The organism is Citrobacter sp. Awk 4, from assembly GCF_028069725.1.
GTDB lineage: Bacteria > Pseudomonadota > Gammaproteobacteria > Enterobacterales > Enterobacteriaceae > Citrobacter_D.
In genome coordinates this window covers 1-14,306 of the sequence record NZ_JANEWG010000032.1, presented here as the reverse complement: position 1 = coordinate 14,306, position 14,306 = coordinate 1, and the positions used below count along the sequence as shown (strand labels likewise).

14 protein-coding genes are annotated in these 14,306 nt (G+C 51.8%); 3 read left to right on the top strand and 11 right to left on the bottom strand.

What is annotated here, in order from left to right; translation table 11 throughout:
• Positions 1-134 precede the first annotated feature (134 nt).
• Both potB and potA read right to left on the bottom strand, forming a co-directional pair.
• Positions 135-998 (bottom strand): spermidine/putrescine ABC transporter permease PotB, encoded by an 864-nt coding sequence (gene potB, locus NNO04_RS14480; protein WP_271445261.1) that lies wholly within the window; start codon positions 996-998, stop codon positions 135-137.
• A complete protein-coding gene (gene potA / locus NNO04_RS14475; RefSeq protein ID WP_162380597.1) occupies positions 982-2,118 on the bottom strand; it encodes a spermidine/putrescine ABC transporter ATP-binding protein PotA in 1,137 nt (378 codons plus the stop codon). Before potA ends, potB begins: the two co-directional genes overlap by 17 nt.
• Positions 2,119-2,367: 249 nt before the next feature.
• Here potA and pepT point away from each other — a divergent pair, with 249 nt between their 5' ends.
• Complete coding sequence (gene pepT, locus NNO04_RS14470) at positions 2,368-3,594, top strand: peptidase T (RefSeq protein ID WP_271445260.1); 1,227 nt, start codon at positions 2,368-2,370, stop codon at positions 3,592-3,594.
• Between the two features lie 56 nt (positions 3,595-3,650).
• Here the strand turns inward: pepT and roxA are convergent, their stop codons facing one another.
• The 9 genes from roxA to rluE form a co-directional block, all read right to left on the bottom strand.
• Positions 3,651-4,772 carry a [50S ribosomal protein L16]-arginine 3-hydroxylase gene (gene roxA / locus NNO04_RS14465; protein WP_271445259.1) on the bottom strand — a complete coding sequence of 374 codons (1,122 nt, stop codon included), beginning with the start codon at positions 4,770-4,772 and terminating at the stop codon, positions 3,651-3,653.
• 91 nt (positions 4,773-4,863) lie between these two features.
• The gene (gene phoQ, locus NNO04_RS14460; RefSeq protein WP_271445258.1) at positions 4,864-6,327 is read right to left on the bottom strand and encodes a two-component system sensor histidine kinase PhoQ; all 1,464 of its coding nucleotides are present in this window, start codon (positions 6,325-6,327) and stop codon (positions 4,864-4,866) included.
• Entirely contained in the window at positions 6,327-6,998 is a 672-nt protein-coding gene (phoP, locus tag NNO04_RS14455; RefSeq protein ID WP_271445257.1) for a two-component system response regulator PhoP, read from the bottom strand. Before phoP ends, phoQ begins: the two co-directional genes overlap by 1 nt.
• A 171-nt stretch (positions 6,999-7,169) precedes the next feature.
• Complete coding sequence (gene purB, locus NNO04_RS14450; protein ID WP_271445256.1) at positions 7,170-8,540, bottom strand: adenylosuccinate lyase; 1,371 nt, start codon at positions 8,538-8,540, stop codon at positions 7,170-7,172.
• 3 nt (positions 8,541-8,543) lie between these two features.
• Positions 8,544-9,185, bottom strand: coding sequence for a high frequency lysogenization protein HflD (gene hflD / locus NNO04_RS14445; protein ID WP_271445255.1), 642 nt, complete (start codon positions 9,183-9,185; stop codon positions 8,544-8,546).
• 35 nt (positions 9,186-9,220) lie between these two features.
• Positions 9,221-10,327, bottom strand: a complete 1,107-nt coding sequence (gene mnmA, locus NNO04_RS14440; protein WP_271445254.1) for a tRNA 2-thiouridine(34) synthase MnmA — start codon at positions 10,325-10,327, stop codon at positions 9,221-9,223.
• Between the two features lie 53 nt (positions 10,328-10,380).
• The gene (locus tag NNO04_RS14435; RefSeq protein ID WP_271445253.1) at positions 10,381-10,842 is read right to left on the bottom strand and encodes an NUDIX hydrolase; all 462 of its coding nucleotides are present in this window, start codon (positions 10,840-10,842) and stop codon (positions 10,381-10,383) included.
• Positions 10,843-10,852: 10 nt separating this feature from the next.
• Positions 10,853-11,776, bottom strand: coding sequence for a hypothetical protein (locus NNO04_RS14430; protein ID WP_271445252.1), 924 nt, complete (start codon positions 11,774-11,776; stop codon positions 10,853-10,855).
• Positions 11,777-11,814: 38 nt separating this feature from the next.
• Positions 11,815-12,480 carry a 23S rRNA pseudouridine(2457) synthase RluE gene (gene rluE, locus NNO04_RS14425; protein WP_271445251.1) on the bottom strand — a complete coding sequence of 222 codons (666 nt, stop codon included), beginning with the start codon at positions 12,478-12,480 and terminating at the stop codon, positions 11,815-11,817.
• Positions 12,481-12,651: 171 nt separating this feature from the next.
• Here rluE and icd point away from each other — a divergent pair, with 171 nt between their 5' ends.
• Positions 12,652-13,902: an NADP-dependent isocitrate dehydrogenase gene (icd, locus tag NNO04_RS14420; RefSeq protein ID WP_271445250.1), complete on the top strand. Its 1,251-nt coding sequence runs from the start codon at positions 12,652-12,654 to the stop codon at positions 13,900-13,902.
• A 110-nt stretch (positions 13,903-14,012) separates the two neighbouring features.
• A partial coding sequence (locus tag NNO04_RS14415; protein ID WP_271445249.1) for a hypothetical protein occupies positions 14,013-14,306 on the top strand: 294 nt, incomplete at its 3' end.

Genomic DNA, 14,306 nt, shown 5'->3' with positions numbered 1-14,306 from the left:
CCCGCTAATTCAGCCAGGTGGAGGATTACTGTACGATGACCCCCATCACCATCCCGTTACTCTGATTCATCTCAAACCTGGCGCTAAAACCGGATTTGCGCCAGCGAATTCGCTTTTCGGTTTACTGCGGTGGTTTACTCGCTGAGTTCGCTTGCTTTTCTGTTCAGCAGACGCGATGCACGCCAGTAAACCAGTAGCATCAGTCCCATCACAACGGTCAGCGTAATGCTGGTGGCGGCGCCAAATGGCCAGTCGCGGATGTTCAGGAACTGCACCTTAATGACATTGCCAATCAGCAGGTTTTTGGCGCCACCCATCAGATCTGAAACGTAGAACAGACCCATTGCAGGCAGCATCACCAGCAGACAGCCTGCAATAATCCCCGGCATGGTCAGTGGAATGATAATGCGGATAAAGGTTTGCAACTTGCTGGCCCCTAAATCGCGCGCCGCTTCTAACAGCGGCTTATCCAGTTTTTCAATGCTGGAGTAGAGCGGCATCACCATAAAAGGCAACAGGATATAAACCAGACCAATAATGACGGCGCTGGGGGTAAACATGATGCGAATCGGCGTGTCGATAACGCCCAGCCAGAGCAGGAACTCGTTGAGATAGCCTTTGGTGCTCAGGAAAATTTTCAGGCCGTAGATGCGGATCAGTGAGTTAGTCCAGAACGGGACGATCAGCAAGAACAGCAATAGCGGACGCACTTTTTCCGGCAATTTTGCCAGAAACCAGGCGAACGGATAACCGAGTACCAGGCAGGCAAGGGTGGCAATCAGCGCCATATTGAGCGAGTGCAGCAGCACCTCAAAATAGAGCGGATCGAGCAGACGTGCGTAGTTCTCCAGCGTAAAGACCATTTTGACGAAACTGGTGTCATCGCGAGTCAAAAAACTGGTACCAATGATCATCAGGTTGGGCAAAAAGACAAACAACACAAGCCAACCGACGATGGTGATAATCACCACATTCTGGAACTTACTCGTGTTCTTCATCAGCCAGTACGACCTCCCAGCTTTCTACCCAATTAATGGCCATTTTTTGGTCGAGAGAGTGATCAAAATCGGGATCGTCTTCATTGAAGAATTCGCTCACCATGACCATTTTGCCGTTTTCCAGTTCGACGACCGATTCCAGCGTCATTCCTTTGTAGTTGCGCTCGCGAACGTAACCAATCAGGCCTTCAATGTGATTATCGTCATTGATTTCATCGACGCGCAGATCTTCCGGGCGCAGCAAGACATGTAACTTTTGCCCTGGGACAACGGCAAAATTGACGTAAATGTTGCATTCGCGACCTTCCACATTCGCACGAACGCGTTGCTCGTCAAGACGCTCGATCACGGTGGCGTTAAACATATTGATCTCACCGATAAAACCGGCCACGAAGAGGTTTTTCGGTTCTTCGTAGATCTCGCGCGGGGTGCCGTCCTGTTCAATCACGCCGTCACGCATCACCACGATACGGTCTGACATGGTCAACGCTTCTTCTTGATCGTGGGTAACAAACACAAAGGTGATACCGAGTTTACGCTGCAACGCTTTCAGTTCGTTTTGCATCTGCTTGCGCAACTTGTAATCCAGCGCAGACAGCGATTCGTCCAGCAGAAGCAAACGCGGTTTGTTCACCACTGCACGGGCGATTGCCACGCGTTGTTGTTGTCCGCCGGAGAGTTGATGCGGCTTACGCTGGGCAAACTCTTCGAGTTGCACCATGCGCAGCGCGTCGGTAACGCGGGGCGTGATTTCAGCAGCGGGGGTTTTCTGCATGCGTAACCCGAACGCCACATTTTCAAACACTGTCATGTGCGGGAATAACGCATAACTTTGGAATACCGTATTCACATAACGGTTCTCTGCCGGAACATCGGTAATGTCCTGGTTATCCAGCATGATATGACCGGAATCCACATTTTCCAGACCGGCAATCAGGCGTAGAACGGTTGTTTTACCGCAGCCAGAGGGGCCAAGCAGCGTGAGGAATTCACCATTATTAATGGTCAGATTCAGGTTAGAAATGACCTCTTTGCCATCGAAACTTTTGCGAATTCCCGCCAATTGCACCAGCGGTGAAAGCGAACGCGGTTGTTTATTCAATTTTTTACTCTGTCCCATGTAGACGCAACGGATGGCTGACCGATGCGGGGTTTGTGGTTGACCACCTTGGTGACTCTTAATGAGGGCGGTTATTCTACGGCAAACCACTGAAATCGCCAATCCTTGTTGCGAATTGCGGGGTTAGCTTTATATTCAGGAAGGGCTGTGGGTCGAAATATTCTCGTTTAGGGGATAAAAGTGACCTGACGCAATATTTGTCTTTTCTTGCTTATTGATAATGTTGTCACAAAAAGTGAGGGTGACTGCATGGATAAATTACTTGAGCGTTTTTTGCACTATGTGTCGTTGGATACCCAGTCAAAACCGGGTGTGCGACAGGTTCCCAGCACCGAGGGACAGTGGAAGCTATTACAGTTACTCAAACAACAGCTCGAAGAGATGGGGCTGGTTGACGTTACGTTAAGTGACAAAGGGACCGTGATGGCGACGTTGCCAGCGAATGTTCCTGGCGATATTCCTGCCATCGGTTTTATTTCCCATGTGGATACCTCACCGGATTTCAGTGGTAAAAACGTGAATCCGCAGATTGTGGAAAATTATCGCGGCGGCGATATTGCGTTGGGTATTGGTGATGAAGTGTTATCGCCGGTGATGTTCCCGGTTTTACATCAACTGCTGGGACAAACGCTGATCACCACTGACGGTAAAACGCTGCTCGGCGCGGATGACAAAGCGGGTGTGGCGGAAATTATGACCGCACTGGCGGTACTGAAGCACAAAGCGATCCCGCACGGCGATATTCGAGTCGCTTTCACGCCAGATGAAGAGGTTGGCAAAGGGGCGAAACACTTTGATGTTGCCGCTTTTAATGCGCAATGGGCTTACACCGTTGATGGCGGCGGCGTTGGTGAGCTGGAGTTTGAAAACTTCAACGCTGCTTCCGTCAATATCAAAATCGTGGGTAACAATGTGCATCCGGGCACCGCAAAAGGTGTGATGGTGAATGCGCTGTCGTTGGCTGCGCGAATTCATGCGGAAGTTCCGGCGGATGAAAGTCCTGAAACCACAGACGGTTACGAAGGCTTCTACCATCTTGCGAGCATGAAGGGCACCGTCGATCGGGCCGATATGCACTACATTATTCGCGATTTTGACCGCAAGCAGTTTGAAGCACGTAAGCGCAAAATCATGGATATCGCCAGGAAGGTCGGTAAAGGACTGCACCCGGACTGCTACATTGAGCTGGTGATCGAAGATAGCTATTACAACATGCACGAAAAGGTTGTTGAACATCCGCACATTCTGAATATTGCTCAGCAGGCAATGCGTGATTGTGACATAGAGCCGGTAATGAAACCGATCCGTGGCGGTACTGACGGGGCGCAACTGTCGTTCATGGGCTTACCGTGTCCGAACCTTTTCACCGGCGGTTACAACTATCATGGTAAGCATGAGTTTGTGACGCTGGAAGGGATGGAAAAAGCGGTGCAGGTGATTGTGCGTATCGCAGAACTGACGGCAAAGCAAAAGTAATGGATATCGGTAGATGCCGGATAAGCGAATCGCCATCCGGCATCTGGCGTAAAAACTTACCCTTCGAAGAACCAGTACCCACTGTTGACCAGCGCGGCCAGCATCGCAAGGAATGACGGATCGTCCAGCGCGTCCTCAAAGTTTTCGGCAGTCAGCACGATATGGCTGGCAAGCGCTTCCAGTGCCGGACGGTGTGGAGAATCAATTTTCTCGCCGTTAGCGTAGATATCGTCACCAATGCGCAGTACACGCAACCCGCCAAGACGAACCAGCACATCGCCTTGCTTCAGAGCATCATAAATCTCATCGGGCTGATAGGGCGGCTCTGGCGGCGCGATGTCCAGTTCGTGGCGAGACTGGGAAATAAACTCACCAAACCACTGTTTGAAATGTTCCGGCTGATTGATTAACCCGAGCATCATTTCGCGTAACTTATCCATTTCCTGCGGCAGAATGTCGGCAGGATGATCGCGAGGCGGCATATCGGGGTCGCTGTAATACGTGCTGCCCAGTTCACGCTGCAGAACATAATCGGCAAAACCGCTGATCAGCTCGCGAGTATTAGGCGCGCGGAACCCGACAGAGTAGTTCATGGCATTTTCCAGCGCATAACCCTCGTGTGGGAATCCCGGTGGAATATATAGAATATCGCCTGGTTCCAGCTCTTCATCAATAATGGCGTCGAAAGGATCAACCTGTAACAGGTCGGGATGCGGGCAATGCTGCTTCATCTGCAGCTTTTCGCCCACCCGCCAGCGACGACGGCCCGTTCCCTGAATAATAAAGACGTCGTACTGATCCAGATGGGGGCCTACACCGCCGCCGGGAACGGAAAAAGAGATCATCAGGTCGTCGATACGCCAGTCAGGCAACGCACGGAAAGGGCGCATCAGCGCGGCAGTCGGTTCATGCCAGTGGTTCACGGCCTGCACCAGCAGCGACCAGTTGTTCTCGCCAAGATGGTCGTAGCTTTCGAAGGGGCCGTGGCTCACCTGCCATTTGCCGTCCTGATGACTGACAAGACGGCTGTCGACTTCACTTTCCATTGCCAGTCCTGCCAGTTCATCAGGAGAGAGCGGATCAATAAAGTTGGTGAACCCGCGCTTCAACACCACTGGGCGTTTTTGCCAGTGGCGTTCGAGAAACTCGGGCCAGTTGAGGTTTAATTGGTATTCCATATAAAGTATCCGCAGGCTGGTATCTGACACCGATTATAACGGATGCGTAACCCGATGCGGTGAACTATGTACACAAATATTACATATCGATTCACTCGTCTTTCTGGCCTGGGTGCTGTCGACCGAAAATAACCTCCATGCGTGCGCCGCCCAGCAAACTGTCGTTGGCGATGATTTGCCCGTCATACTGTTCGGTAATCTCGCGAGCCACCGCCAGCCCCACGCCTTGTCCCGGTCGCAGCGTATCAACTCGCTGGCCACGATCAAAGACCAGCGCTCGCTTACTGTGCGGGATCCCTGGTCCGTCATCCTCAACCAAAATATGCAAGTGATCGTCGGTCTGGCGGGCTGAGATTTCGACAAACTCAAGACAGTATTTGCAGGCATTGTCGAGCACATTGCCCATCACTTCGACAAAATCGTTCTGCTCGCCGACAAAACTGATTTCTGGCGAAATATCGAGACTGATATTAACCCCTTTACGCTGGTAGACCTTGTTCAGCGCAGACGTCAGATTATCCAAAAGCGGCGCGACAGGGTGCAGTTCACGACTGAGCAAAACGCCGCTGCCGCGCATGCTGGCGCGGTGCAGGTAATAACCAATCTGCTGCGAAATACGGCTAATTTGTTCCAGCATCACCGGTTCGGCTTCGCTGACGCTCATCTTTTCGCTGCGCAGGGAACGCAGCGTACTTTGCAGCACCGCCAGCGGGGTTTTCAGGCTGTGTGTAAGGTCGGTCAGGGTCGTGCGATATTTGTCGTAACGTTCGCGCTCGCTTTTCAGCAATCGGTTGAGGTTACGCACAAGGCTGGTCAGTTCGCGCGTTGTTTCAGGGTTAAGCATATCGCGGTGATGATCTTCCAGCTCACGCACCTCTCGCGCCAGCGCCTCAATAGGTCGCAGGCTCCACCAGGCGGCGACCCAGAGTAGAGGGATCACTAACAGCAGGTTGGCGGCCAGTACATAGATAAACCAGCTCCACACCATATAAGAGCGTTTCAGCTCGATGGGGATAGTATCAACAACGACGATAGTGAGTTGCGGCATGCGCGCGGTAGCGGGGTAAATATTCACTGCCACAGAGTGGGTCATCTCGGCATCGTCATCCTCCTCCCGCACTTCTTTAAGTTGCTGCTGGACGGAATGATCGTTACTCAGCAATGCGCTGGTCGCGTCGACATCGGCCTCAATTTCGTGAAAACCATTGGTTTTCAGCCAGTCAGCATGGACCCGCTTGACCAGCCACGGCACGTCGCGCTGCGCCCATAACAGTTTGCCGTTCTCGTCATAAATCAATGACATCGTTGGGCTTTGCATATCGAGGTGCTCAGGGAGTTCTACCTGAAGTTTGTTGTTTTCCCATTTTGCGAGGGTATAGAAAAGATTGCTTTCCCCACGCAGCAGGCGGAACGTTGTCTTATCGAAGCTAACGCTGTAACCGATCAGCGCCACCATGCCGTAAGCCAGGGAAAGGACCAGCACAACGCCCGCTGTCGCCAGTAAAAAGCGGACCCGCAGCGACAGGGGAAAAAAGTGACGCAGTAATTTATTCATTAGCGCAGTTCGAAAAGATATCCCTGACCACGCACGGTGGTGATCACGTCGTTAGGGTACTGAGCCTGGATTTTCTTGCGCAGACGCCCCATAAGTACATCAATAGTATGACTTTCGCGAAGTTCGGCATCCGGATAAAGCTGCAACATCAACGAATCTTTGCTGACAACTTTGCCACTATTGCGGATCAGTGTTTCCATAATGGTGTACTCAAACGCCGTCAGCTTAATCACTTCGTCATTGACCGACAGTTCGCGGCGGGAGAGATCGACCTGAAAAGGGGGGAGTGAAATGACCTGGGACGCCAGACCACTGTTGCGGCGCATTAATGCCTGCATACGCGCCATCACCTCTTCAATATGAAAGGGTTTGGTGACGTAGTCGTCGGCTCCGGCACTGAGCACTTCGACTTTGTCCTGCCAGCCTTCACGCGCGGTGAGTACGAGGACGGGCAGAGAAACTTCGCTGCTACGCCAGCGGCGAATGAGAGAAAGCCCATCTTCATCCGGGAGACCTAAATCGACAATCGCAATATCAGGCAGGTGTTCATTAAGGTAATAATCGGCTTCCTTTGCATCTTCTGCGTCATCCACCTGGTGCCCTAAATCCTGTAGTTGAACCTTTAGGTGGTGACGTAACAACGCATTATCCTCAACAACCAGTACGCGCATTTTCTTTTCTCCCTAAGTAAATGGTATGAATAGTTTAACGCTGATTATGTTGTTGTGGTGATAAACATTTAGTAAACCGGGGAGAGGGAAGTGCCGGATGGCGACGCAAACGCCTTATCCGGCCAACACGATCGTAGGCCCGGTGAGCGTCGGCGCCACCGGGCAATGTATTTACTTCAGCTCGTCAACCATGGTGATGGCGCGACCAATGTAGTTCGCTGGGGTCATGGCTTTCAGACGCACTTTCTCTTCTTCCGGCAGTGCCAGACCGTCGATAAACTGCTTCATACCTTCGGCATCGACACGTTTACCACGGGTCAGCTCTTTCAGTTTCTCATACGGTTTTTCAATGCCGTAACGACGCATGACGGTCTGGATCGGCTCTGCCAGCACTTCCCAGTTGTGATCCAGTTCGTCCAGCAGACGATCGCGGTTCACTTCCAGTTTGCTCACGCCTTTCAGGGTGGACTGATAGGCGATCAGCGCATAACCGATACCGACACCCAGGTTACGCAGGACGGTAGAGTCCGTCAGGTCACGCTGCCAGCGGGATACCGGCAGTTTGCTCGCCAGATGTTGCAGTACTGCGTTAGACAGGCCCAGGTTGCCTTCGGAGTTTTCGAAGTCGATTGGGTTCACTTTGTGCGGCATGGTGGAAGAGCCAATTTCACCAGCGATGGTTTTCTGCTTGAAGTGGTTCAGCGAGATGTAACCCCAGACGTCACGATCGAAGTCGATCAGAATGGTGTTAAAGCGGGCGATACAATCAAACAGCTCTGCAATGTAATCATGCGGTTCAATCTGGGTGGTGTACGGGTTCCACTGGATCCCCAGCGAAGTGACAAACTCTTCGCTGAACTGGTGCCAGTCAACTTCCGGATACGCGGCGATGTGTGCGTTATAGTTGCCGACCGCGCCGTTGATTTTACCGAGAATTTCGACCTGATTTAACTGGCGGAACTGGCGCTCCATACGATACGCCACGTTAGCCATCTCTTTGCCGATGGTGGACGGTGTGGCTGGCTGACCATGGGTGCGCGACAGCAGCGGAATATCGCGATACTGTACTGCCAGATCTTTAATGCCATCAATCAACTGACGCCAGTACGGAAGGATCACTTCATCACGGGCAGTTTTCAGCATCAATGCGTGAGACAGGTTGTTGATGTCTTCAGAGGTGCAGGCGAAGTGGATGAATTCGGAAACCGCATGCAGTTCTTGGTTTCCGGCCACTTTTTCTTTCAGGAAATACTCTACTGCCTTCACATCGTGGTTTGTCGTGCGCTCAATGGTTTTGATACGCGCGGCATCGTCTTCATTGAAGTTCGCCACGATGGTATCAAGGAAACCGTTTGCGTCGGCAGCAAAAGCAGGAACTTCCTTGATCGCTGCGTGCGCGGCCAGTTTCTGCAGCCAGCGTACTTCAACTTGTACACGGAATTTCAGCAAACCGTATTCGCTGAAAATCCCGCGCAGCGCGCTGACTTTATCGCCGTAGCGTCCATCGACAGGGGAAACGGCGGTCAGTGAGGATAATTCCATAGATCATAACTCCGGGGTTAAATGAGCAAGAATTTGTTTGGCCTGAGTGGTCAGACGATTACGATAAAACATTAATTGCAGACGGCCACCGCCGACCTGATGCCAGAGCACGGCCGCACGGATACCTGCAAGGAGAGAGGCGCGAACTTTTGCCTGAACCTGAGGACTTTGCAAAACAGCAGGAGAACCGGTCACCTGAATGCGCGGCCCCAGTGGGCTAATGACGTCAACATAGATGCCCGCCATGGCGCTCATCAACGTTTCAGACTGCAAATCAAAATGGTCGAGCTGGCGCTGCAAGCCGTTGATTCGCTCGCCCAGCGTATCCATCGCGCCTTTTGCTGCTGACAGCTTGCGCTCCAGCACCATCAGGCTCAGGGTATAACGGGTGAGTTCTGCGTTTAAGCCCTGACGGCTGCTGGCGTTGAGCACGCCGAGCAGAGTCTCCAGTCCGAGGCGCAGATTGGCCTCGCTGCCACCGAACACGCCCAGCGTTGAACTGGGGTTCATGTCAATGACGCTATTCAGTGAAACGTGTAGCGCATCAGCATCACAGTGTCCCTGGTGCGCCAGTTCTTGGACCAGGCGTGCCGACTGGCAAATACCGGCCAGCGCGAGGGTGATGTCATAAAAATTCTTTGCCACGGTCACTGCTTCCTTGTATCAGTCTAAGAGAATAATTATACCGGCAGGGGCAGGCGCTGCTCGATAATACCGCCGCCGAGGCACACTTCACCCATGTAAAAGACCGCGGACTGACCCGGCGTAACGGCTGCGACCGGCTCATCAAAGACAACTTCAATGCGATCGTCGTCCAGAGCGTTAACCGTGCAAGGGATGTCGGTTTGACGATAACGGGTTTTCACCGTGCAGCGCAGAGTTCCGCTGAACGGCTCGCGATCAACCCAGTGCAATTGTTGCGCGATCAACCCGACAGACATCAGACGCGGGTGTTCATGACCCTGAGCCACAACCAGAATGTTGTTCTCAACATCTTTGTCTACGACATACCACGGATCTTCAGACCCTTCTTTGGTTCCGCCAATCCCCAGCCCTTTGCGCTGGCCCAGCGTGTGGTACATCAACCCCTGATGCTGGCCAATCTCGTCGCCATCAACAGTAATGATTTTGCCAGGTTGTGCCGGGAGATAGCGACCTAAGAATTCACGGAATTTACGCTCACCGATAAAGCAGATACCGGTGGAATCTTTTTTCTTCGCGGTGATGAGCCCCAGATCTTCGGCAATTTTGCGTACCTGCGGTTTCTCAAGCTCACCCACCGGGAACAAACTTTGCGCGATCTGCTCATGGCCGAGCGTATAGAGGAAATAGCTCTGGTCTTTATTGCCATCAAGGCCACGCAGCAGGCGGCTTTTGCCGTCTACATCGGCACGACGCACGTAGTGGCCGGTGGCGATGTAATCGGCACCTAAATCTTCAGCGGCAAATTCGAGGAAGGCTTTAAATTTGATTTCTTTGTTGCACAGAATATCCGGGTTCGGCGTGCGGCCAGCTTTGTACTCTTCGAGGAAGAGTTCAAAAACGTTGTCCCAGTATTCTGCGGCAAAGTTAACCGTGTGCAGTTCAATGCCGAGCTTGTCGCAGACGGCCTGTGCATCCGCAAGATCGGCGGCCGCTGTGCAATATTCCTCACCGTCGTCCTCTTCCCAGTTCTTCATGAACAGGCCTTCTACCTGATAACCCTGTTGCAGCAACAGCCAGGCGGAAACGGAGGAATCGACACCGCCGGACATGCCGACGATCACTTTTTTTGGGCTTTCAGACATTGGAATACTCACGACATTGAACTTCAAGGCGGCGTATTCTATCACGCAGCCCTTTACTTGACACCCTCTGTAAACGGCCAGTTAAATTCACCGATCATCTCCAGTGGGTAACGTTGTCCGCTCTGGTAACAGCGCACACTCTCAGCAACCAGCGGAGAACGCAGGTTTGGCGCATTGAGTATCTCTTGTGCGCTCACCCAACGACAGCAATCTATATCGCTGTCATGGGGTTCGGTATCGCACATCGTGGCAAGCTCAATGCAAAACAGAAAACGTAAGAACGGCGTTTTATCGGGAGCGATCCACTGGTGCATACGAATAAAATGCTGAGGCTGCGCGCTGATGCCGGTCTCTTCCCACAATTCACGCGCGACGGCTTCTGCTAATGTCTCATCTGCTTCCAGATGTCCGGCGGGCTGGTTCCACAGTGCTTTGCCGTTGATGGTTTCCTCAACGACTAAAAATTTTTCCTCTGCATGCACAATGCAGGCAACGGTGACGTGCGGTTTAAACATCGGTTACCTCTTATTCTTCTTCAAATCCTTCAGCGACATCCGGCCAGTTAATCGCGCCGCTGGTCTTATCGATACTAATGTAGGCCGTTGGCGGAGAGGTGGCGGGATCGGCACCCCCACGGCACAACGCGGTCTGGTGGTCTTCGCGAACGATAAACTCAATAGCCTTTTTAGCGTTCCAGCTCTCATAAAAGACACATTGATAGTCGTGACGCAAATTGAGTGTGGCTATCCGTGTCGCCTTATCTGTAGATAACGGATTGATATCTTCTCGATAACGATCACCGCTGTTTACAGGCTGCAACTGCGATTTTTTTAACCAGCCGCGCACAACGTGGCGATCGGCGGTGTAATACGCCACCTCAAGAAAATCATCTTCTGATTGTTCTTGTGCGGAAACGGTATCGCCGGGGATCAGGAATAGGGAGGGACTGCGGCACTGTTCATTCGGCATCGTATAAAAAGAGGCGCGTCCGCCAGCCTGAACCTGATAGTGGTTATCCGCCGCCGGTGCGTGGCTGACGCGTACTGGCATTGCCTTCTGCGCCCATTGTTGACAGGTTTCATTAACCGGCAACGCATTCGGCAGTGGAGTCAGACTCGCTGCGGGCAGCCATCCGGTCGCAAACAAGCCTTTAGCATCACGATAACGCACGTAGCGATATGTGTGGACTGGCGCATCATCTGATGACTTATATTGCAGGCTTCGCAGTACTTCCACCGTGTCACCGTTGATCAGATGTGCGGGAAGTCGGCATTCTGCGTGTGGCGCGGAGTAAAAATGCAGACGAGAGTCTGTTTTCACCTTCGCTGTTTCATAAACATAATCCGCCGCGCCTGCGCTGTCGCCCGCAATGGCTTCGCAATCCTGCTTCGCAATGCAAAATGGCGATACGGTCAATAAGGTTAACGCGGCGAAAACACGGGTATCCATAATTTTTCTTCCATGATGATGTCGGGCACTACGCGTCTTCAGACAGTGTGTGACGAAGGATGTTCCCGCCACTCGCCGTTAGCCAGTCCATCAAGCGTATAGTCGCCCATTGCGTAGCGGATCAGCCGCAGCGTCGGATGCCCAACATGCGCGGTCATTCGACGAACCTGGCGATTACGGCCTTCATATAACGTGATTTTAAGCCACGTGGTAGGAATGTTTTTGCGTTCGCGAATCGGCGGGTTTCTTGGCCAGAGCCATTCCGGCTCAACCACAATATCCACGCCTGCGGGCAGGGTGGGACCATCATTCAGCGTAACGCCGTGACGCAGGGCGTTCAGCGCCTCGACGCCGGGTTCCCCCTCAACCTGCACATAATAAATTTTGCCGGTGCGTTTGCCTGGCTGCGTGAGTCTTGCCTGCAATGCGCCGTCGTTGGTGAGAACCAGAAGTCCTTCGCTGTCTCTGTCGAGACGGCCTGCGGCATAGACCCCCTGCACGGGAATAAAATCTTTCAACGTGCTGCGGCCCGCTTCATCGGTAAATTGTGGCAAAACATCGTAAGGTTTATTGAACAAAACCACGCGTTTTGGCTGGTTTTCTTTGCGCTGCCTGGTGGTTTGTCGCGAGCTGAATCGCTCAAGGCGGTGATTTCTAAAAGAAGTTTTTTGCATGGTATTTTCAGGCCTTATCAATTGACGCATTATAGCCTAATAACGAGTGTCTTTCATGGCGACAAACAATAGGGTAGTATTGACACGCTCATTACAAAACATTAACAAAAAATTGCTCTAACGCATCCGTGTAGCAGGACGCAATTGCACATGCAGCGTGATGACAGACGAGCAAACCAGAAGCGCTCGAAGGAGAGGTGAATGGAAAGTAAAGTAGTTGTTCCGGCTGAAGGCAAAAAGATCACCCTGCAAAACGGCAAACTGAACGTGCCGAATAATCCGATTATCCCATTCATTGAAGGCGACGGCATCGGTGTTGATGTAACCCCTCCGATGATCAAAGTTGTGAATGCTGCAGTCGAGAAAGCCTATAAAGGCGAGCGTAAAATCTCCTGGATGGAAATCTACACCGGTGAGAAATCCACTCAGGTATACGGTCAGGACGTCTGGCTGCCTTCTGAAACTCTGGATCTGATTCGTGATTACCGCGTAGCCATTAAAGGTCCCCTGACGACCCCAGTCGGTGGCGGTATTCGCTCTCTGAACGTTGCACTGCGTCAGGAACTTGACCTGTACGTGTGCCTGCGTCCGGTTCGTTATTATCAGGGCACCCCAAGCCCGGTTAAACATCCTGAACTGACCGACATGGTCATCTTCCGTGAAAACTCTGAAGACATCTACGCGGGTATCGAATGGAAAGCAGACTCTGCTGATGCAGAGAAAGTGATTAAATTCCTGCGTGAAGAGATGGGCGTGAAGAAAATTCGCTTCCCGGAACATTGTGGCATTGGTATCAAACCGTGCTCCGAAGAAGGGACTAAACGTCTGGTGCGTGCGGCGATTGAATATGCCATCACCAACGACCGTGACTCTGTGACGCTGGTTCACAAAGGCAACATCATGAAGTTCACCGAAGGCGCGTTCAAAGACTGGGGTTACCAGTTAGCGCGTGAAGAGTTTGGCGGTGAACTGATTGATGGCGGCCCGTGGGTTAAAATCAAGAACCCGAACACCGGCAAAGAGATCGTGGTCAAAGACGTGATCGCCGATGCATTCCTGCAGCAAATCCTGCTGCGTCCGGCTGAGTACGACGTTATCGCGTGTATGAACCTGAACGGTGACTACATCTCCGATGCGCTGGCAGCTCAGGTTGGCGGTATTGGTATCGCGCCGGGCGCAAACATCGGTGACGAATGTGCACTGTTTGAAGCTACCCACGGTACGGCACCGAAATATGCGGGTCAGGATAAAGTGAACCCGGGTTCAATTATTCTGTCTGCCGAAATGATGCTGCGCCACATGCAGTGGTTCGAAGCTGCTGATTTAATTGTTAAAGGTATGGAAGGCGCGATCGCCGCGAAGACCGTAACCTATGACTTCGAACGCCTGATGGACGGCGCTAAACTGCTGAAATGTTCAGAGTTTGGTGACGCGATTATCGAAAACATGTAATCAGATTTTTTGATTGTGTGTCGACGGGAGCCAAGTGCTCCCGTTTTTTTTGTCTTTTGTCTCGTGGTTATCAAAATTTTATCAAAACTAGTTAACAAAACTTGTGAGGAATGATGAAGGTTGTTTTGTCCATTTCGATAACGGTTGTTGTGTTGTGTGCGCTTTACGCAGTTCTAAGCTATCAATTAATATTTCCTTTCGAAGGATGGACTCGCGAATCGTTAGGTCAATTTGGCGATTCTTGGGGAGGGTTGACATCGATTTTTTCTGCGGCAGCATTTTGTGGTGTCCTATGGACAATTAAGCTTCAGAAAGACTCTATGATTTATTTAGAAGAAGAATCTAGGAAACAGCATGAATCAGACATAGTAAGAGATTTTGAAAATTCTTTTTTTAATATGGTG